This window comes from Cellulosimicrobium cellulans, from assembly GCF_016907755.1.
In the GTDB taxonomy this organism is placed as follows: domain Bacteria; phylum Actinomycetota; class Actinomycetes; order Actinomycetales; family Cellulomonadaceae; genus Cellulosimicrobium; species Cellulosimicrobium cellulans_D.
On the sequence record NZ_JAFBCN010000001.1, the window covers coordinates 1,459,127 to 1,479,071 of the forward strand.

The 19,945-nt window shown below is 73.8% G+C and carries 16 protein-coding genes; 9 read left to right on the forward strand and 7 right to left on the reverse strand.

All coding sequences use genetic code 11. The features are described 5' to 3' along the window. Positions 1-62: 62 nt before the first annotated feature. Entirely contained in the window at positions 63-1,577 is a 1,515-nt protein-coding gene (locus tag JOE63_RS06295; protein ID WP_087471193.1) for an XRE family transcriptional regulator, read from the forward strand. A gap of 81 nt (positions 1,578-1,658) precedes the next feature. On the opposite strand, the gene JOE63_RS06300 is transcribed toward JOE63_RS06295, so the two are convergent. Together JOE63_RS06300 and JOE63_RS06305 are read right to left on the reverse strand one after the other, a co-directional pair. Continuing rightward, on the reverse strand, positions 1,659-2,969 hold the full coding sequence (locus tag JOE63_RS06300) for an alpha/beta fold hydrolase (RefSeq protein ID WP_374058998.1): 1,311 nt from the start codon (positions 2,967-2,969) through the stop codon (positions 1,659-1,661). Between the two features lie 10 nt (positions 2,970-2,979). Beyond that, on the reverse strand, positions 2,980-3,945 hold the full coding sequence (locus JOE63_RS06305) for an NAD(P)-dependent alcohol dehydrogenase (RefSeq protein ID WP_204540028.1): 966 nt from the start codon (positions 3,943-3,945) through the stop codon (positions 2,980-2,982). Between the two features lie 92 nt (positions 3,946-4,037). On the opposite strand from JOE63_RS06305, the gene JOE63_RS06310 reads away from it, so the two are divergent. Beyond that, the gene (locus JOE63_RS06310; RefSeq protein WP_204540031.1) at positions 4,038-4,691 is read left to right on the forward strand and encodes a maleylpyruvate isomerase N-terminal domain-containing protein; all 654 of its coding nucleotides are present in this window, start codon (positions 4,038-4,040) and stop codon (positions 4,689-4,691) included. A gap of 139 nt (positions 4,692-4,830) precedes the next feature. Here the strand turns inward: JOE63_RS06310 and glpK are convergent, their stop codons facing one another. From glpK to JOE63_RS06325, 3 genes are all read right to left on the reverse strand, one after another. Further along, on the reverse strand, positions 4,831-6,348 hold the full coding sequence (gene glpK / locus JOE63_RS06315; protein ID WP_087471196.1) for a glycerol kinase GlpK: 1,518 nt from the start codon (positions 6,346-6,348) through the stop codon (positions 4,831-4,833). Between the two features lie 139 nt (positions 6,349-6,487). Continuing rightward, positions 6,488-7,234: an MIP/aquaporin family protein gene (locus JOE63_RS06320; RefSeq protein WP_239576636.1), complete on the reverse strand. Its 747-nt coding sequence runs from the start codon at positions 7,232-7,234 to the stop codon at positions 6,488-6,490. Positions 7,235-7,430: 196 nt separating this feature from the next. Continuing rightward, the gene (locus JOE63_RS06325; RefSeq protein ID WP_087471198.1) at positions 7,431-9,179 is read right to left on the reverse strand and encodes a glycerol-3-phosphate dehydrogenase/oxidase; all 1,749 of its coding nucleotides are present in this window, start codon (positions 9,177-9,179) and stop codon (positions 7,431-7,433) included. A gap of 230 nt (positions 9,180-9,409) precedes the next feature. Here JOE63_RS06325 and JOE63_RS06330 point away from each other — a divergent pair, with 230 nt between their 5' ends. Continuing rightward, positions 9,410-10,360 (forward strand): sugar-binding transcriptional regulator, encoded by a 951-nt coding sequence (locus JOE63_RS06330; protein WP_087471199.1) that lies wholly within the window; start codon positions 9,410-9,412, stop codon positions 10,358-10,360. Positions 10,361-10,431: 71 nt separating this feature from the next. Next, the gene (locus JOE63_RS06335; RefSeq protein WP_204540034.1) at positions 10,432-11,010 is read left to right on the forward strand and encodes an amino-acid N-acetyltransferase; all 579 of its coding nucleotides are present in this window, start codon (positions 10,432-10,434) and stop codon (positions 11,008-11,010) included. On the opposite strand, the gene JOE63_RS06340 is transcribed toward JOE63_RS06335, so the two are convergent. Continuing rightward, positions 11,003-12,034, reverse strand: coding sequence for a LacI family DNA-binding transcriptional regulator (locus tag JOE63_RS06340; protein WP_204540037.1), 1,032 nt, complete (start codon positions 12,032-12,034; stop codon positions 11,003-11,005). The genes JOE63_RS06335 and JOE63_RS06340 overlap by 8 nt on opposite strands. 324 nt (positions 12,035-12,358) lie before the next feature. On the opposite strand from JOE63_RS06340, the gene JOE63_RS06345 reads away from it, so the two are divergent. From JOE63_RS06345 to JOE63_RS06360, 4 genes are all read left to right on the forward strand, one after another. Further along, positions 12,359-13,675, forward strand: coding sequence for an ABC transporter substrate-binding protein (locus tag JOE63_RS06345; protein ID WP_087471202.1), 1,317 nt, complete (start codon positions 12,359-12,361; stop codon positions 13,673-13,675). Between the two features lie 121 nt (positions 13,676-13,796). Then, positions 13,797-14,810 carry a carbohydrate ABC transporter permease gene (locus JOE63_RS06350; protein ID WP_204540040.1) on the forward strand — a complete coding sequence of 338 codons (1,014 nt, stop codon included), beginning with the start codon at positions 13,797-13,799 and terminating at the stop codon, positions 14,808-14,810. Between the two features lies 1 nt (position 14,811). After that, positions 14,812-15,705 carry a carbohydrate ABC transporter permease gene (locus JOE63_RS06355; RefSeq protein ID WP_087471204.1) on the forward strand — a complete coding sequence of 298 codons (894 nt, stop codon included), beginning with the start codon at positions 14,812-14,814 and terminating at the stop codon, positions 15,703-15,705. A gap of 119 nt (positions 15,706-15,824) precedes the next feature. After that, on the forward strand, positions 15,825-17,813 hold the full coding sequence (locus JOE63_RS06360; RefSeq protein WP_204540043.1) for a glycoside hydrolase family 127 protein: 1,989 nt from the start codon (positions 15,825-15,827) through the stop codon (positions 17,811-17,813). A gap of 16 nt (positions 17,814-17,829) precedes the next feature. Here JOE63_RS06360 and JOE63_RS06365 read toward each other — a convergent pair whose 3' ends face one another. After that, a complete protein-coding gene (locus tag JOE63_RS06365) occupies positions 17,830-18,759 on the reverse strand; it encodes an A/G-specific adenine glycosylase (protein ID WP_087471206.1) in 930 nt (309 codons plus the stop codon). Positions 18,760-18,943: 184 nt separating this feature from the next. On the opposite strand from JOE63_RS06365, the gene JOE63_RS06370 reads away from it, so the two are divergent. Then, the gene (locus JOE63_RS06370; protein ID WP_204540046.1) at positions 18,944-19,753 is read left to right on the forward strand and encodes a hypothetical protein; all 810 of its coding nucleotides are present in this window, start codon (positions 18,944-18,946) and stop codon (positions 19,751-19,753) included. Positions 19,754-19,945: the final 192 nt, after the last annotated feature.

Sequence of the window (19,945 nt, forward strand, 5' to 3'; positions counted from 1 at the left end):
TGGCGGCAGTTTTCGAGCCCGGACGCTGTGAAGATTCGTCGATCTTGACGTACCGTCAAGCCATGGCCACCTCGTCGTCCTCGGTCCCGCCGAACACCCCGACCGGGAGCCGCGCGGCGGAGCCGGCGCCGACCCCGCCGCAGGCCGACCTCATCACCCTCGGCCGCCGCCTGCGCCACTTCCGCACGACCCGCGGCCTCACGCTCGACGCGCTCGGAGCGGCGGTCGGGACCGCCCCCAGCCTGCTGTCGATGATCGAGAACGGGCGCCGCGAGCCGCGCCTGTCGCTCCTGCAGCACCTCGCTCAGGCGCTCGACGTCCCGGTCACCGACCTGCTCACCGACGAGCCGCCGTCGCGCCGGGCCGCCCTGGAGATCGCGCTCGACCGCGCACAGCGGGGGCCGCTCTTCGCCGGGCTGGGGCTGCCCTCCGTGAAGGCGAGCCAGAAGCTCCCGCTCCCGGTCCTGGAGAACCTCGTCGGCCTGCACGCCGAGCTCCAGCGCCGCGCGACCGAGGCCGTCGCGACCCCCGAGGAGGCGCGTCGCGCCAACACGGAGCTGCGCCTCGAACGGCAGGCGCGCGACAACTACTACCCGGAGATCGAGGAGCTCGCCGAGGACATGGCGCGCGCGGCCGGGTACACGGTCGGGGCGCTGACGCACCGCACGGTCGCGCGCATGGCCGAGCAGCTCGGCTTCACCATCTGGCACGTCGACGACCTGCCGCACTCGACGCGCACCGTCACCGACCTGGAGAACGGGCGCATCTACCTGCCGCCCGCATCCATCCCCGGCGGGCACGGCCTGCGCTCGCTCGCGCTCCAGGCGATCGCGCACCGGGTCCTCGGGCACGAGCGGCCGCGCTCGTACGCGGAGTTCCTGCGCCAGCGGGTCGAGATCACGTACTTCGCGGCGTGCTGCCTCATCCCGCAGTCCGCCGCCGTCGACTTCCTCGAGCGGCGCAAGCGCGAGAAGGACCTCGCCGTCGAGGACCTCCGCGACGCGTTCGGCGTGACGCACGAGGCCGCGGCGCAGCGCTTCACCAACCTCGCGACCGTGCACCTGGGCATCCCGCTGCACTTCCTGCGCGTCGGCGACGACGGCGCGCTCTTCCGCGGCTACGAGAACGACGGCCTGCCCCTGCCCGCCGACGTGACGGGCGCGATCGAGGGCCAGATGGTCTGCCGCCGGTGGGCCGTCCGGGAGGCGTTCACGCGCCGCGACCGCGCGCAGGAGTCGTACCAGTACACCGACACCCCCGCCGGGACGTTCTGGTGCTCGACCCAGACCGGCACGACGACGACCGGCCAGTTCTCGATCGCCGTCGGCGTGCCGTTCGCGTCGGCCAAGTGGTTCCGCGGCCGCGACACGACCGTGCGGCGCCAGTCGTCGTGCCCGGATGAGTCGTGCTGCCGCCGCCCCGCCGCCGACGCGGCATCACGCTGGCAGGACGCGTCGTGGCCGAGCGCCCGCATGCACCAGCACGTGCTCTCCGCGCTCCCGTCCGGCGCGTTCCCGGGCGTCGACGCGACAGAGGTCTACGCGTTCCTGGCCAAGCACGCCCCGTCGAAACACTGACCTTCACCTGCTGTGGGCGGGAGATGGGCCTGGTTGAAGCGCTTCAGCCGAGCCCATTTCACGCCCACAGCAGGTGGAGGGTCACGTGGGGAGGGGGCCGCCTCGGGCGGCGAGGCGGTCGCGCAGGCGGGCGAGGACGTCGCCCGTGCGCAGGCCGTCGTGCTCGAACTCGTTGGTCACCCACGTGCGGACGTTGCCCACGCGCGCGGCGGTCTCGAGCGACAGGCCCGCGTCGACGAACATGTCGTCGAAGTACACCGCCGCCTCGACGGGCACCTCGTTGCGGGCGAGCACGTCGAGGTCGTACAGGTCCGGCCAGTCGTCGCGGGCGGCGAGCGCCTCCGCCGCCGCGCGGAACGGCCGCAGCGCGGCGACCTCGTCGAACATCCAGGGGTAGATCATCTCGCCGGTCAGCAGCAGCGGGCGCGCGGCCGGGTCGAACGCGGGGTCCTCGGCGCGCACGGCCTCGGCCGCCCAGGCCGTCGGGCCGGTGCCGGCCTGCGCGTAGATCGACTCGTGCAGGACGGCGTAGAGCGGGTTGGTGCGAAACGACGTCGCCGCGGCGACCTCCGCGAGGAACGTGTCGGTGAGCTCGTCGGGCGCGGCGGCGTCGAACGCCTCGTCGACGACCCAGTGGATGCGCTCGGGTCCCGGCTTCATGCCGAGGTCCATGCCGAGCGACTGGAGCCGGCGCACGGTGAGCGCGTCGCCGTCGGGGAGCCGGACGTCGCCCACGGCCAGGCGGTCCGCGACGCGCGCGAGGCGGGTCGCGTCCTCGGGGTACCGCTCGCGGTAGGCCGCGTTCTTCGCGACGACGCGCGGCTGGGTGCGGCGGTAGACGTCGCGCGCGTCCGCCGTCAGGCCCGGCAGGCCACCCGTGACGTAGCACGCGTCGAGGGCCTCGGGCGCCCGGGACAGGTAGGTCATGGTGAGGAACCCGCCGTACGACTGGCCGAGCGACGACCAGCGCCGTCCGCCGTAGACCGTGCGTCGCACGTGCTCGGCGTCGGCGACGATCGCGTCGGCGCGGAAGTGCGACAGGTGCTCGGCCTGGGCGGTGCCCGACCCGCGGGCCGCCAGCGCAGCGCCCCGCACGGCCGACGAACGGCCGGTGCCGCGCTGGTCGAGCAGCACGACGCGGTGGGTCTCGAGCGCCGTGCCGACCCAGCCGTCGGGGCCGGTGGGGCGCGGCCCCTTGCCGCCGGGACCGCCCTGGAGGAAGACGAGCAGCGGCAGGTCGTCCCGGCGCCGCACCGGGTCGACGAGCTCGCGCACGAAGACGGTCAGGCGGCGCGGGTCGGCGTCGTCGCCCCAGACGAGCGGCACCTCGAGCTCGCGGTCGGTGACGTGGATCCCGGGGAGGCTGTAGCTGGTCTCGCGCACGACGCTCACGCGCACCACCCTAGCCAGCGGCGTCGCGCACGCTGACGACGACCTTTCCGAGGGCGCGTCCCTCGCCGTGCAGCGTGAGCGCGGCGGGCACCTCCGCGAAGGGGAAGGTGCTGTCGACGTGGATCTCGACGTCGCCCGCGGCGCACAGGTCGGCGAGCGGCGCGAACTGACGCGGGCCCTGCCGCACGAAGAGGACGCCGAGCCGGGTACCGGTCAGCACTCCGAGGACGGGCCCGACGGTGAGCATGCGGAGCAGCGTCCGCAGGGTTCCCCCGACCATGAGGCACCGGCCGCGGCGGGCGAGCGCGCGGCGGTAGGCGAACACCGACCGGTGGGCGACGAGGTCGACCACGAGGTCGTACGGGCCGGTCCGCGTGAAGTCGGTCCGTCGGTAGTCGATCACCGCGTGCGCCCCGAGCCTCTCGAGGAAGTCGAGCTTGCCCGCGTTGTCCACCGCGGTGACGTGCAGGCCCCGCGCGACCGCGAGCTGGACCAGGAGGCTCCCGGAACCCCCGCCGGCGCCGTTGACCAGCACGCGAGCCCCCGGCGCCGCCGACGCGAGGGCCTGCAGCGCGATGGAGCCCGCCTGGGGGAGGGCGGACGCCTGGGCGAAGGTCAGCGCCGCCGGCTTGTGCGTCACCGCCGTCTCCGGCATCACCACGTACTCCGCGAACCCGCCCCGGCGCGGGAGGTTGTCGCCGTAGACGTCGTCCCCCGGACGGAAGCGCGTGACGCCGTCCCCGACCGCGACGACGCGACCGGCGACGTCGGACCCCAGGACGTGGGTGCGCGGCGCGCGGAGGCCGTCGAGCCGGGCGTAGCCCGGGCTGCCGCGCAGCGCCTCCCAGTCCGACAGGTTCACGGACGTCGCGACGACCTCGACGAGGACCTCGCCCTTCGTCGGCGCAGGGATCGGCACGTCCCGGAGCCGCAGCTCGTCGACGCCGCCGTACCGCTCGTAGACCCACGCGCGCACCCGACCACCGTAGGGACTCCCGCGGGCGGGAGCGAGCGCGGCGGCGCAGGAATGTGCTGGGCCGGTCAGGCCAACGGGGCTACCGTGCCGAGATGCTCCTCTTCACCCGGGCGGTGACAGCCCTGCAGGACGCCGTGGACAGCCTCGCCGACGAGGACTGGGAGCGGCCGTCGGGCTGCACGGGCTGGCTGGTGCGCGACCTGGTGTGCCACCTGACCATCGGCGCGCAGGACGTCCTCGTCACCCTCGTGACCCCGGAGGACGCCGCGCCGACCGTCGACGCGGTCGCGTACTGGCGCGCGGGCGACGCGGAGGAGCACCCCGACCCTCACGGACGCCTCGTGGCGCGGCTGGCGGCGGCGTTCGGGCGGCCGGGCGCCCTGCGGCACCACGTCGACGACCTCCTCGCCGCGGCGGGCCGGGCGGCCGAGCTCGCGGACCCGACGGCCGTCGTCGGGACGCAGGGCGAGACGCTCACGGTGCGCGACCTCCTCGACGCGTACGTCCTGGAGTGGACCGTGCACCACCTCGACCTCGTCGCGCACGTGCCCGCCGCTGCCGACCCGCCGGCCGAGGCGCTCGCGGCGTCGCGCGCTCTCGTCGAGGCCCTCCTGGGGGCGCCGGTCCCGCCGTCGCTCGCGGACCCGGACGCGCTGCGCGTCGTCACGGGCCGCCGCGCCCCCACGGCCGCGGAGCGCGCCGCGCTGGGCCCCCTGGCGACCCGCCTGCCCCTCAGCCTCGGCTGACCCGCGCCCTGGTCCCCACTCCGGACGTGGTGGCACGGAGCCCCGCACGCGAGGCGACGCGCGAAGGAGGGGGTGGGGTGGTGGCGACACCACCCCACCCCCTCCGGACGAGAAGGCGGGTCCTCCGTCGAGGAGGGGACTACTGCTCCACGTCCTCGTCCACCCACTCGAACGTCTTCGTCACGGCCTTCTTCCAGTTCCGGTAGAGGCGCTCGCGCTCGTCGGACTCCATGGACGGCGACCAGCGCTTGTCCTCGGCCCAGTTGTCGATGACGTCCTGCTCGCCCTGCCAGAACCCGACGGCGATGCCGGCGGCGTAGGCGGCGCCGAGCGCGGTGGTCTCCGCGACCTTGGGCCGCACGACGTCGACGCCGAGCTGGTCGGCCTGGAACTGCATGAGCAGCTCGTTGGCGACCATGCCGCCGTCGACGCGCAGCTCGGTGAGGTCGACGCCGGAGTCGGCGTTCATGGCGTCGAGCACCTCGCGCGTCTGGAAGGCCGTGGCCTCCAGCGCGGCGCGGGCGATGTGGTTGCGGTTGACGTACCGGGTGAGGCCGACGAGCGCGCCGCGCGCGTCGGGCCGCCAGTACGGGGCGAAGAGGCCGGAGAACGCGGGCACGAAGTAGGCGCCGCCGTTGTCCTCGACCTTCCCGGCGAGCCACTCGACGTCGGGTGCGTCCTCGAACATGCCGAGGTTGTCGCGCAGCCACTGGATGAGCGACCCGGTGACGGCGATGGAGCCCTCGAGCGCGTAGCGGGCGGGCTGGTCGCCGATCTTGTAGCAGACGGTCGTGAGCAGGCCGTTCTCGCTCATGACCTTCTCGGTGCCCGTGTTGAGCAGCATGAAGTTACCGGTGCCGTACGTGTTCTTGGCCTGCCCGACCTCGAAGCACGCCTGCCCGAACGTCGCGGCCTGCTGGTCGCCGAGGATGCCGGCGATCGGCACGCCCGGCAGGAGGCCCTGCTGGCGCCCGTGCCCGTAGACCTCGGACGAGGACTTGATCTCGGGGAGCATGGACAGGGGGATGCCCATGTCGGCGGCGATGTCCTCGCGCCACGAGAGGGTGTCGAGGTCCATGAGCATGGTGCGCGACGCGTTGGTCACGTCGGTGACGTGCACGCCGCCGTTGACCCCGCCGGTGAGGTTCCACAGCGTCCACGTGTCGGTGTTGCCGAACAGCAGGTCGCCGCGCTCGGCAGCCTCGCGGGCGCCCTCGACGTTGTCGAGGATCCACTTGACCTTGGGGCCGGAGAAGTAGGTCGCGAGCGGCAGGCCGACGACCGACTTGTACTTCTCGGGGCCGTCCGAGCCGCCGAGCTCCTCGACGATCTTCTGCGTGCGGGTGTCCTGCCAGACGATCGCGTTGTAGACCGGCTTGCCGGTGTTCTTGTCCCACACGACCGCGGTCTCGCGCTGGTTCGTGATGCCGACGGCGGCGATGTCCTGGTAGGTGACGTTCGCCCGGGTCAGGGCGAGGCCCACGGCCTCGCGGACGTTGTTCCAGATCTGCTCCGGGTTGTGCTCCACCCACCCTGCGCGGGGGAAGATCTGGTCGTGCTCGAGCTGCCCGGTGGAGACGATCTCCCCGGAGTGGTTGAAGACGATGGCCCGGGAGCTCGTGGTCCCCTGGTCGATGGCGAGAACGTAGTCGGCCATGGTGCGTTCAGTCCTTCACGTCGGTGTGGGTTCGGGTTGCGTCGAAGGTGCCCGGCGCCTGACGGCGGCGGGCCGCGTGACCGGGGAGGCCCCCGGCTCCCCGGTCACGCGGGGGAGAGGTCCGGCTCGTCCGGGTCGGTCAGATCCAGGCGGCACCGAGCAGGCCGGCGAGGACACCGCCGACCAGCGGACCGGCGACGGGGACCCACGAGTAGGCCCAGTCGCTCGAGCCCTTGCCCCGGATCGGCAGCAGCGCGTGGGCGATGCGGGGACCGAGGTCACGGGCAGGGTTGATGGCGTACCCGGTGGGACCACCGAGGCTGGCGCCGATCGCGACCACGACGAGCGCGACGGCGAGCGGGCCGAGGCCCGACGGCGTCTTGCCGGACGCCACGACGAAGAACACGAGCACGAAGGTCGCGATGACCTCGGTGATGAAGTTCCACGCGTAGGACCGGATCTCCGGGCCGGTGGAGAACACGGCGAGCTTGGTCGCCCCGGGGGCGTCCTCGTCGAAGTGCTTCTTGTACGCGAGGAACGCGAGCACGGCACCGATGAAGGCACCGATCATCTGCGCCCCGAAGTACATGAACATGTTCCCCACGGTGGGCTCGATCGTCGCCGTGACCAAGCCCTCCGGGCCGGTCACGGAGTAGAACGGCTCCTGCGCGGTGAAGAGGCCGATGGTCACGGCGGGGTTGAGGTGCGCACCCGACTTGTAGGCCACGTAGACGGCGGTGAAGACCGCGAGGCCCCATCCGAAGTTGATGAGGAGCCAGCCGCCGTTGAAGCCCTTGGTCCTCGGCAGGATGACGTTCGCGACGACGCCCGCACCGAGGAGGATCAGGGTCGCCGTGCCGAGGATCTCGGACCAGAAGGCGTTCATGAGGAGTTGATCCATCGTGCTCTCTCTTTCGTGGTGGACTTCTCTGTCTCAACCGTCCCGGCGCGCCTGAGCGCCGGGTCCTCGGGTCGGCCCGCCGATGGCGTGTGCGCCCCGTGAGGTCGGTGTGCGAGGGCTGGTCGGGCGCCGTCCCCTGCCGGACGGCGCCCGAGGCGCGCTCGCGAGCGGTGTTCTGCTGTCAGGTGGTGCGGAGCGGCTGGAGGGGCGACACGTCGTCGACCTCCAGCCGGGTGCGCTCGGCGGAGGCGTCGTCGGGCTCCTGCTCGGCGGCGGCCTCCGCGTTGGCGCGGTCGGTGTAGCTGGCGATCTCGGCGGCGCGGGTCGCGTCGTCCCACCCGAGGAGCTCGGCGACGAGGTCGGCGATCTCGGGAAGCGCGGCGAGGCCGCGGTCGGCGACCTCGTAGTTGAGGCGCGTGCGGTGCAGCAGCAGGTCCTCGAGGTGCAGGGCGCCCTCGTGCGAGACGCCGTACGCGATCTCGGCCCGCAGGTACGCCGGCGCGTGCTCCAGCGGCTTCGCGAGGTCCGGACGGGCCTCGCACAGCTCGACGATCTCGCGGAGGTTGGACCCGTACCGGTGCAGCAGGTGGTCGACGAGCGCGGGCGTCCAGCCGTAGCGCGAGGCCCACGGCCGCGCCTGCCGCCGGACGGCGTCGAGGCCGACGGCGCCCAGGAGCGGGATCTTCTGCGTGATGGACGGCAGGGCGCTCGCGCGCTGGCCGATCGCGAAGTCGACGGCGTCCTTGGCCATCACGCGGTAGGTCGTGAGCTTGCCGCCGGCGATGACGGTCAGCCCCGGGGTGGGGGAGGCGACGGTGTGCTCGCGCGAGACCTTCGCGGAGCTGGTGCCCTCCTTGGTGCCGGGCTGGAGGAGCGGGCGGAGCCCGGCGTACGTGCCGATGATGTCGTCGCGCGTGAGCGGGTGCGCGAGCACCGCGTTCGCGTGGTCGAGCACGTAGTCGATGTCGGCCGACGTCGCGACGGGGTGCTGGAAGTCCTGCTCCCACGGGGTGTCCGTGGTGCCGATGATCCAGTAGCGCGACCACGGGATGATGAACAGCACCGACTTCTCGGTCTGCAGGATCAGCCCGACCTGGCCCTTGATGCGCTCGCGCGGGACGACGATGTGCACGCCCTTGGACGCGAGGACCCGCAGCCCGCCCTCGCTGCCGGCGAGCGCCTCGGTGTCCTCGGTCCAGACGCCGGTCGCGTTGATGACGGCGCGGGCCCGGACGGTGATCTCGGCGCCGGTCTCGAGGTCCTGGAGCACGGCGCCGTTCACCGCGCCCGTCGACCCCTTCGTGAGGGAGACGACCTGGGTGCGCGAGGCGGCGTGCGCGCCGTACGACGCGGCGGTGCGCACGAGCGTGGTGACGAGGCGCGCGTCGTCGACGGAGGCGTCCCAGTACTGGACGGCGCCGATCGCGGCGTCGTGCGCGAGGTCGGGGAACTTCTTCTCCATGCGGCTGCGCGACAGGTGCCGGTGGATCGGCATGGCGCGCTTGCCGGGGGCGAGGCTCGCGAGCGTGTCGTAGAGAGCGATGCCCGCGCCCACGTAGGCGCGCTCCCACACGCGGTGCTCGAGCGGGTAGAGGAACGGGACGGGCCGCACGAGGTGCGGGGCGATGTCCTTGAGCAGGAGGTCGCGCTCGGTGAGCGCCTCCTTGACGAGGTGGAAGTCGAGCATCTGCAGGTAGCGCAGCCCGCCGTGGACGAGCTTGCTCGACCGGCTCGAGGTCCCGGCCGCCCAGTCCTGCGCCTCGACGATCGCCGTCGACAGCCCGCGCGTCACGGCGTCGAGCGCGATCCCCGCGCCCGTGACGCCCCCGCCGATCACGAGGACGTCGAGCTCCGTGTCGGGGCTCGTGCTGGCCTCGAGCGCGGCGAGCGCCTGCCGGCGCGACTCCGCGGTGAGTCTCGTGGATGCCATGCGTCTTCCTCTCTCGTCCCTCGGTGCTGCGGGCACGCCGCGGGACGATGCGCCCACGGTGCGCTCACAGCGACGGTCCCACGCCCGACCAGGGTGCGCGAGCGGTAACCGTCGTGCGCGCGCCGGTGTCCCGGCGCGCTGGCACGCCCTCCAGACCACCACGCGCCGAACGGACGCGCAACCGCGGTGCACAAACGTGCAGAATGGAGGTCGAGCGAAGGGAGACGTGCATGGTGGACCGGGAGCAGGACGTCCTGCGGGCGGCGTCGATGTACTACCTGCAGGACATGAAGATGGAGGTCATCGCCAAGCACCTGCACACGTCGCGGTCGACCGTGTCGCGGCTCGTGAAGCGGGCCCGGGACACGGGGCTGGTCGAGATCTCGCTGCGGCCCGCGCGGAGCCGCGGCCCGGGGCTGGGCCAGCACCTCGCGAGCACGTGGGGGATCGACGCGTACGTCGTCCCGGTGCCGGACCAGGCCCCGCAGGTCGAGCGGCTGGAGCAGGTCGCCCTGACGACCGCGCGCCTGCTGTCGACGTGGTTCGACTCCGACATGATCCTCGGCATCGCGTGGGGGACGACGCTCTCGGCCATCTCCCGGCACCTGCCGCGCAAGCCGACGCGAGGGAGCGCCGTCGTCCAGCTCAACGGGGCCGCGAACACGCGCACGTCGGGCGTGCACTACGCGGGCGACCTCATCGCGGGCTTCGGCACCGCGTTCGACGCGCACGTGCACCATTTCCCAGTGCCCGCGTTCTTCGACTACGCCGAGACCAAGCGGGCGATGTGGCGCGAGCGGTCGGTGCGGCGCGTGCTCGACGTGCAGCACCGGGCGGACATCGCGCTCTTCTCCGTCGGGGCCGTCGCGGGCGGCGTGCCGTCCCACGTGTACTCGGCGGGATATCTCGAGCCGGACGACATCGCGGTCCTCGACGCCGAGGGGGTCGTCGGCGACGTCTGCACGGTGTTCCTGCGCGCGGACGGCACCTACCGCGACATCGCGCTCAACGAGCGGGCGACGGGTCCGGGTCCCGACGAGCTGCGCCGCGTGCCCCGGCGCGTGTGCGCCGTGGCGGGCGACAACAAGGTGGCGCCGCTGCGCGCGGCCCTGCGCGCCGGCGTCGTCACGGACCTCGTCGTGGACGAGATCACGGCGTCCCGCCTGGTCGGGGGCGGGTGAGCGGGTCCGCGCACGTATGCGCTCGATTGCATGAATATACAAACCGAGTCGGATCCGCGTACAGTGACGCGGTGCCCACGACCTCCGCCGTCCGCGTCCGTCCCGCCCTGCCCGCGGACGTGCGCGCGGTGCGCGCGCTCGTGCAGCCCTACGCGGAGGCGCGGATCCTGCTGGCCAAGGAGATGGTCGGGTACTACGAGGCGGTCCAGGAGTTCGTCGTCGCCGAGGTGGAGCCGGGTGCCACCGGCGAGCCCGACGGCGGGGGCGCACCGCGCGTCGTCGGGTGCGGCGCGCTGCACGTCATGTGGGACGACCTCGCCGAGATCCGCACCCTCGCCGTCGACCCCGCGTGGCGCGGGCACCGCGTGGGGCACGCGCTCGTGGTCGAGCTCCTGGCGCGGGCGCGCGCGCTCGGGCTCCGCCGGGTCTTCTGCCTGACGTTCGAGGTCGACTTCTTCCGGGCGCACGGCTTCCGCGCGATCGAGGGGACCCCCGTCTCGCACGAGGTGTACGCCGAGCTCCTGCGCTCGCACGACGACGGCGTCGCGGAGTTCCTCGACCTCGCGCGCGTGAAGCCCAACACGCTCGGCAACACGCGCATGCTGCTCGACCTCGACGACCTCCCGGCCGGGGCGGCGACGCTCAGCTGATCGGCACCGTCGAGGCGCGCGTCACGACGCGGCACGGGAGCTCTTCGACACCCGGGCGCACGGTCCCGTCGATCGCGGCGAAGAGCCGCTGCGCGGCGACGCGTCCGAGCCGCTCGAGGTTCATGTCGACGCTCGTGAGCTGGGGGCGCGCGTTGGTCGTCAGCACCTCCCAGTTGTCGAACCCGATGACCGACACCTCGCCGGGCACGTCGCGGCCCAGCTCGCGCAGCGCGTCGAGCACGCCGCGCGCGATCTGGTCCGAGCCGCAGAAGAAGGCGTCGACGTCGCCGTGCTGCTCGACGATCATGCGTGCCGCCCCGCGGCCCCACCCTTCGCTCCACGAGCCGAAGTAGGTCTGGCCGCCCACGAGCTCCAGGCCGGCGGCCGCGACCGCGGCCTGGGCGCCCGCGGCGCGGTCCTGCGCGGCCTTGTAGCCGGGGTCGCCCGAGACGTGGGCGACGCGTCGGCGCCCGCACGAGAGCAGGTGCTCGACGGCGAGGCGTCCCGCCCCGACGTTGTCCGCCGTGATCGAGACGTCCGAGGGGTCCTCGGAGGGCGCGTACGCGTAGACCACGGGGACGGGGATGTCCGCGCTGAGCGGCGGCCGCGGGTCGGTGCGCGAGCCGACGACGATGAGCCCGTCGACGCGCCGCGACAGCAGGGCGCGCACGTGGTGCTGCTCGCGGATGGCGTCGCCCCGCGCGTCGCACAGGAAGACCGACACGCGGCCCGCGCCGAACGCGTCCTCGGCGCCCATGAGGACGGGGATCGAGAAGCGTCCCTCGAGGTCGCTCGTGAGCAGCCCGACCGTGCCGGTGCGGCCCTTGAGCAGCCCGCGCGCGAGCGCGTTGGGCGCGAAGGACAGCCGCTCCGCGGCCTCCAGGACGCGCAGGCGCGTCTCCGCCTTGACCTGGTCGCGCCCGTTGATCGCCTTGGACGCGGTCGCGATGGACACGCCCGCGAGGCGTGCGACGTCGGTGAGGGTCGCCGCGCGCGGCGTGGCGCTCCCGCTCTGGGTCGTCATGAGGCCGTTCCCCCTCCTGCCGGTGCGCTGCGCCGCGCCCTCGACGATCGAGCCGTGATCGAACTGTAACCCGCTGCCCTGCTTGACGAGACTACCGCGCTGCCATACATTCAGAAAACCTTTTCGGTTAGTTTCGGTGCTGGCGACGTCGCGAGCACGTGGCTCAGGGGTGACGCCAGGACATCGAACACTAGCCGCCTGAGGGGAGGGTCGGCTACGTGGAGCGCGCTGCAGCGCGACACGGAGACCGAAAACGTGTTCGCCCCCAGCGCGGGCACGGGGCACAGGTGCAACGGCTCGAAGACGAGTACGAGGAGACACGAGATGAAGAACCACCGCGGGGCCTCGTGGAAGAGGTCCGTGGCCACGACGACGCTCGCCGGCCTCGTCGCGCTCGGGCTCGCCGCGTGCGGCGGGTCCGGATCCGGCGGCGACGACGCCGCGACGGGCGGGACGGGAGAAGGCGGCGTCGAGGGGGTCGACGACGGCAGCACGCTCACGCTGTGGACGCGCGCGCCGCTCGAGAAGCAGGCGAAGCTGCTCGTGGACGCGTACAACGCGAGCCACGAGAACCAGGTCGAGCTCACGATCGTCCCCAACGACGACTACGTCGCGAAGGTCGGCGCCGCCGCGGGCAGCGGCGGGCTGCCCGACCTGTTCGCGGCCGACATCGTGTACGTGCCGAACTGGGTCGAGCAGGGGCTCTACCAGGACGTCACCGACCGCATCGACCAGCTCGACTTCGCGGACCAGATCAACCAGGGCCACCTCGAGGCCGGCACGTACGAGGACGAGGAGTACGTCCTCCCGTTCGTGCTCGACATCTCGGTCCTCTTCTACAACAAGGACCTCTACGAGCAGGCCGGCCTCGACCCGGAGGCCGGGCCGACGTCGCTCGAGGAGTTCGCCGAGCAGGCGAAGGCAGTCGACGCGCTCGGTGGCGGCGTCGACGGCACCTTCTTCGGCGGCAACTGCGGCGGGTGCCTCGTCTTCACGTGGTTCCCGTCGGTCTGGGCCGCGGACGAGGACGTGCTCAGCGCGGACGGCACCGAGTCGCTCCTCGCGAGCGACACCGCGCAGGACGTCTACGCCGTGTACAAGGACCTCGTCGACTCCGACGCCGTGGGCGCCGGCACGCGGGACGAGACCGGCGCGACCTGGGTCGCCCCCTTCCAGGAGGGCAAGATCGGCGTCATGCCGTACCCGGCGACGCTCCTGTCGACGGCGGACGAGACGGTGGACGTCGGCGTCGCACCCATCCCGGGGCCGGGCGGAGGCGAGTCGACCTTCGTCGGCGGCGACGGCATCGGCATCTCCAAGGACAGCGAGCAGTCCGACCAGGCGTGGAACTTCCTCTCCTGGATGATGTCCGAGGACGCCCAGGTCGAGGTGCTCGCCAAGAACGGCGACGTCGTCTCGCGCGCCGACCTGGTCGACAACGAGTACTCGTCGGCCGACCCGCGCGTCGTGACGATCAACGAGATCGCGAGCAAGGGCCGCACGCCCGTCGCCCGCAACTTCCAGCAGGCGTTCAACGCGCCGAACAGCCCGTGGCTCACGCTCGTGCGCAACGCGGTGTTCGGCGACGCCTCGAGCATCGAGCCGGACAACGAGGAGATCACCGCGGTCCTCTCGCAGTGACCGGTCCGGCGTGATCGCCCCGAGCGACCACCACCGCGTGACCACAGCGCCCGCCGCCGCGCCCACCCGTGCGGCGGCGGGCCGGGTCCGGCTTCCCTCGCCCTGTTCCAGGAGACCTCTCATGTCCGTGCAGTCCGCGTCCTCGACGCCGCCCTCGCCCGCGCCGCACGGCGCGGCGTCGCCGGGCCCCGCCGCGAGCGACCACCGACCGCCCCGCGGCACCCCGACCGCGAGCGCCGTCCGGCGCCGCCGTCGGCCGGGGCGCTCGCAGGCCGCCCGCGGGTGGGCCTACGCCGCACCCACCGCGGTGTTCGTGCTCGTGTTCTTCGTCTTGCCCGTCCTGCTCGTCGGTCAGATGTCGGTGTCCGACTGGCCGCTGCTCGCCGGCAACCGGGGTCCCAACTTCCCCGACAACTTCCGCGACGCCGTCGACAACCGGTTCTTCTGGGACTCGATCGTCTTCACGCTGAAGTACACGGTGATCGCGACCGTGCTCCTCATCGCCCTGGGGCTCGGGTTCGCGCTCCTGGTGCAGGAGTCGAGCCGGTGGAAGAGCTTCCTGCGCACGTCGATCCTCGTGCCGAGCGCGCTGGGTCTCGCGTCCGCGTCGCTGCTCTTCTACGCGCTGTACTCGCCGCAGGTCGGGCCGATCTCCCCGCTCCTGGAGCGGCTGGGGATCGTCGACGAGCCGGTGTCGTTCCTCGGCTCGCCCGAGGGGGCGCTGTGGTCGACGGTCTTCCTCATCGTCTGGCGCTTCGCCGGGTTCTACATGCTCCTGCTCATGGTGGGGCTGCAGGGGATCCCGCACGAGGTCTACGAGGCCGCACGCATGGACGGTGCGAACCGCTGGCAGACGTTCGGGCGCGTGACGCTCCCGCTGCTGCGCCCGTCGCTCGCGCTGTGCACGATCATGTGCGTCACCGGCTCGCTCCTCGCGTTCGACCAGTTCTACATCCTCACCAAGGGCGGTCCGGACAACAGCACGATCACCGTGGTCCAGCTCATCTACAACATCGCCTTCCAGGGCCAGAACGACCTGGGCGTGGCCGCCGCGCTGTCGATCATCGTGCTCGCCGCCCTCGTGCTCATCAACGTCGCGCAGGTCCGTGGCATGCGCGCACCCGAGGAGAAGTGACATGACCGTCACCGCACCCGCTCCCGCACCCGCGGCGCGACCCGCTCCCACCGGCCGGCCGGCCCCGCGCGCCCGCATCGCCGGCGTCCTCACCCGCACCCCGTACTGGGTGCTCACCGGGGGCCTCGCCATCGTCTTCCTCTTCCCGCTGATCTGGGCGGGCGTCGCCTCGGTCTCGCCGCAGCCCGGCAGCAACCAGGTCGACGGCTGGGGCTTCGGGAACTACGTCACCCTGGCGAACTACCAGGCCGGCATCGGGCAGTACCTCCTGAACTCCGTGGTCGTGTCCGGGCTCACGGTGCTCTTCACGCTCGGGGTGTCGTTGCTCGGCGGCTTCGCGTTCGCACGGTTCCGCTTCCCCGGCCGCGACGTGCTGTTCCTCGTGACGCTCGCGATCCTCATGGTCCCGTACGCGACGCTGCTCATCCCGCTCTACGTGCTCCTCAACACGATCGGGCTGCAGAACTCGCTGCTCGGCCTCGCGCTGGTGCTCACGATGTTCCAGCTCCCGTTCGCGACGTTCATGATGCGCATCGCGTTCGAGTCGGTGCCCCGCGAGCTGGACGAGGCCGCGATGGTCGACGGGTGCTCGTCGTTCGGCGCGCTGTGGCGGGTCCTGCTGCCCGCGGTGAAGCCGGGACTCATCACCGTCGGGCTGTTCGCGTTCCTCGCCGCGTGGAACGACTTCGTGGCACCCCTGATCCTCATCACCGACTCGACGAAGGCGCCCCTGCCGCTCGCCGTGGCCAACATGCGGCAGCAGGTCATGGGCATCGTCGACTACGGCGCGACCCAGGCGGGCGTCGTCGTCCTCGCGGCCCCGTGCATCGTCCTGTTCCTGCTCCTGCAGCGCCACTACGTGCGCGGCTTCATGTCCGGGGCGCTGAAGGGATGACGACCCACGCCCCCGACCCGACCCCCGTCCGCCCGACCGACCCCACGACGCCCGGCGTCGTCCCACCACGACGACCCGACGAACCACGAGGCGACGCCGTCGCCTCCGGAGGTGCTGCCATGACCACGACCCCGACCGTGCCCCGGACGACGGGCACCGGTGCCCGCCCCACGGACGGCGGACGGCCGGTCGTCCCCGCGACCGGGCGGCTGCAGCCGCTCGGGCTGGCGCAGGTGCGCATCACGGGCGGGTTCTGGGCCGAGCGCCAGGAGGTCAACCGCACCGCGACCCTCGCGCACATCGAGCACTGGCTCGAGGCCGAGGGCTGGCTGCCGAACTTCGACGCCGTCGTGCGCGGCGACGTCGCGACGACCCGCCGCGGCCGGGAGTTCAGCGACTCCGAGGTGTACAAGCTGCTCGAGGCGATGGCCTGGGAGCTCGGCCGCCGCCCCGACGACGACCTCGAGGACCGCTTCGCCGCGATCGTGCGGCGCGTCGCGGCGGCGCAGGCGCCGGACGGCTACCTCTGCACGCGGTTCGGCAGCCCCGGGCAGGAGGCCCGGTACACGGACCTCGAGTGGGGTCACGAGCTGTACGTCCAGGGGCACCTCCTGCAGGCTGCCGTCGCGCGGGCCCGCACCGGCCACCCCGACGACCTGCTGGTCGAGGTCGCGCGGCGGTCCGCGGACCACGTGTGCGAGACGTTCGGGCCCGACGGCATCCAGGGGGTGTGCGGGCACGCCGAGGTCGAGGTGGCGCTCGCGGAGCTCGGCCGGGCGCTCGACGAGCCCCGGTACGTGCGGCAGGCGGCGTTGTTCGTCGAGCGCCGCGGGCACGGGACCCTCGCGGACATCGAGTGGGGCCGCGCGTACTACCAGGACGACGTCCCGGTGCGCGAGGCCACGGTCTTCCGCGGTCACGCCGTGCGCGCCAACTACCTCGCCGCGGGCGCGATCGACGTCGCCGTCGAGACGGGCGACGACGAGCTCGTGGCCGCGGTCGCGCGGCAGTGGGAGCGCACGCAGGCCGCGCGCACCTATGTCACGGGCGGGCAGGGCTCGCACCACCAGGACGAGGCGTTCGGCGACGACTTCGTCCTCCCGCCCGACCGCGCGTACTCCGAGACGTGCGCGTCGATCGGGTCGGTCATGGTCGCGTGGCGCCTCCTGCTCGCGCAGGGCGACCCGCGCTACGCCGACGTGGTCGAGCGCACGCTCTTCAACGTCGTCGCGACGTCGCCCGCGCACGACGGCCGGGCCTTCTACTACGCGAACACGCTGCACCAGCGCGTCCCCGGGGAACCGGCGGCCCCGGACCAGGTGAGCAAGCGCGCCGAGTCGTCGCTGCGCGCGCCGTGGTTCGAGGTGTCGTGCTGCCCGCCGAACGTCGCGCGCACGTTCGCGAGCCTCGCGGGGTATCTCGCGACGGTCGACGACGGCGGGGTGCAGCTCCACCAGTACGCGCCGAGCGAGGTCCGCGCGACGCTGCCGTCGGGCGAGCCGGTCGCGCTCGACGTCCAGACCGGCTACCCGGCGGACGGGCGCGTGCGCGTGCGCGTCGTGGAGGCGCCCGAGCGCTGGGCGCTCACCCTGCGGGTGCCCGCGTGGTCCGGGTCGGGGCGGCTCGTGGTCGACGACGGCCCGGCCCGCCAGGTGCCCGCGGGGACCGTCGCGGTGCCCGACCTGCGCCCGGGCAGCGTCGTCACGCTCGAGCTCGACGTCGCGCCCCGGTTCCTCGTGCCCGACGAGCGCGTGGACGCCGTGCGCGGCTGCGTCGCCGTCCAGCGCGGCCCCGAGGTCCTGTGCGTGGAGTCCGTCGACCTGCCGGGCGGGCGCGACGTCGCCGACCTGCGCGTCGACGTGGCCGTCGTGCCGCGCGAGGAGGACGGGCGCGTCGTCGTGCGGGGGCTGCTCGTGGACCCGGCGACGGGCCCCTGGCCCTACACGCCGCTCCGCGGCGGGGCGCCGGGGCGGACGGGGGCCGGCCGCCCGGGCGGGGAGCCGGTCGCGACGCCGGTCGACGTCCGGCTCGTGCCGTACCACGACTGGGCCGAGCGCGGCCCGTCGACGATGCGCGTCTGGCTCCCGACCGTCGGGTCCGGCGCGTGATCCGCCCCGCGGCGGGTCAGGCGGGGAGCCGGTAGAGGTCGTCGACCTGCTCCACGAGCCCGTCCTCGACGAGGCTCGCGACGCAGCGGTCGAGCTGCGCGGCGTCGTGCCACACGTCGGCCACGACGCCGCGCGGCACCGGTCCCGGCGCGTCGCGCAGCACGGCCATGACCCGGCCTCGCACCTGGCGGTCGGTGCCCGCCCAGGCCTGCGTCCGCCGTCGGGCCGCGTGCTCGTCCCCGGGCCGCCCCGCGGCGCGCCACGCGCACGCGTCGCGGACGGGACAGACGCCGCAGCGCGGCGTCCGGGCCGTGCACACGAGCGCGCCGAGCTCCATCGAGGCGGCGGCCCAGAGCACCGCGTCCGCGTCGTCCGCCGGGGCGAGGGCGGCCGCCGTCGCGCGCTCGGCGGCCGTGTACGACGGCGCGGGCAGCGCGTTCCCCCCGACCGCGCGGGCGAGGACGCGGCGCACGTTCGTGTCGACGACGACCGCGCGGCGACCGTGCGCGAAGGCGGTGACCGCCGCGGCGGTGTACTCGCCGACGCCCGGCAGGGCGCGCAGCGCCTCCTCGCCGACCGGCACCTCGCCGCCGTGCCGCTCGACGATCGCGCGGGCACACTCCTGCAGGCGCAGCGCGCGCCGGGGATAGCCGAGCCGGCCCCACGCGCGGAGCACGTCCGAGGTGGGCGCCGCCGCCAGGTCCGCGGGCTCCGGCCAGCGCTCCATCCACGCGCGCCACGCGGGCTCGACCCGGACCACGGGCGTCTGCTGGAGCATGACCTCGCTCACGAGGACGCCCCACGCGGTGCGGTCCGCGGCGCGCCAGGGCAGGGCGCGCGCGGTCGCGCCGAACCAGCGCCCGACGGCGTCGCGCAGGTCGGCGTGCGGGTCCGGCCCCGGCGCGGTGACGGGCGGTCGGGCCGGGCGCGTGGCCGGGGCGGTCATGACAGCGGTCGTCCCTCTCGGTCGTCGGTGGGCTCGTGACGCCGGGCCGGCCGGTGGTGGGCGCGGACGCGTCGGGGAGGACCCATTCTGCCCCGACCTGGGCGGTCGTCGGCGCGGCAGCACCGGGCCGGGCACCGGTCGCCGCTACCGTGATCACGACCAGCACCTGCACGACGGAGGACCCGTGAGCACGCCGCGGACCGACCGCGCCCCGAGGCCGGGCGCCAGCCCCCGCAGCGGGCCGGGCGACCGGCCCACGCGCGGGGCCCTGCTCCGACGCCGCCTCGTCGCGCTCGCGCTGCTCGTCGGCCTCGTGGTCGGGCTCGTCCTGCTCGGGCAGGTCGTCGTGCGAGCGGTCCAGCCGCTGCTCGCCGGCGACGAGACGGCGCAGGAGGGCAAGTCCGCGCCGCCCACCCCGGAGGCCGCCGGCGCGCCCCAGGACTGCACGGCCGCGTCCCTCGAGCTCGGCCTGGCGGCGAGCGCGGCGGAGTACGAGCCCGGCCGTGCCGTCCAGCTCACCGTGACGCTCCGTCAGTCGAGCGGCCGGCCCTGCCTCGTCGACGGCTCCGACGCCGGGCGCCAGGTGCTCGTCTACTCCGGCGAGGAGCTCGTCTGGTCGTCGGCCGACTGCGGCACCACGGAGCGGCTGCTGCTCATGAGCACCGGTGACGAGGACCCCTCGAAGCTCGTGCGCTGGGACCGGCACCGCTCGGCCGAGGGCTGCGCGCCGGACCAGCCCGAGGTCGGGCCGGGCACGTACACCGCGGTCCTGAGCATCGCGGGCGTCGACGGTGCGACGAGCGAGCCCGTGACGTTCACCCTGCTCGAGCCGCCCCCGCCGACGCCGGACCCGGCGGACGCCACCACGCCGCCCGCCGACGGGACCGTCCCGCCCGCCGACGGGACCGTCCCGCCCGCCGACGGGACCGCCCCGCCCGCGGACGGGACCGCCCCGCCCGCGGACGGGACGCCGCCGCCCGCCGACGGCGCCTGACCGTCCGTCGCGGTCTCCCGGCCACGGCTCCGGGCTGCGGGGTCGCCGCGCGCCGCGTCCGTGCCCTGGCCGGGCGCTGCGGTCGGGCGCCGAGCGTGACCCCGCACCCCCCTCTCGTCGAGGGGCACGTCCTGCCGCTCCGCGTGCCGCGTGAAGGAAAGCGATGGACAGCGCCTTTCGGTAGCGCCATGG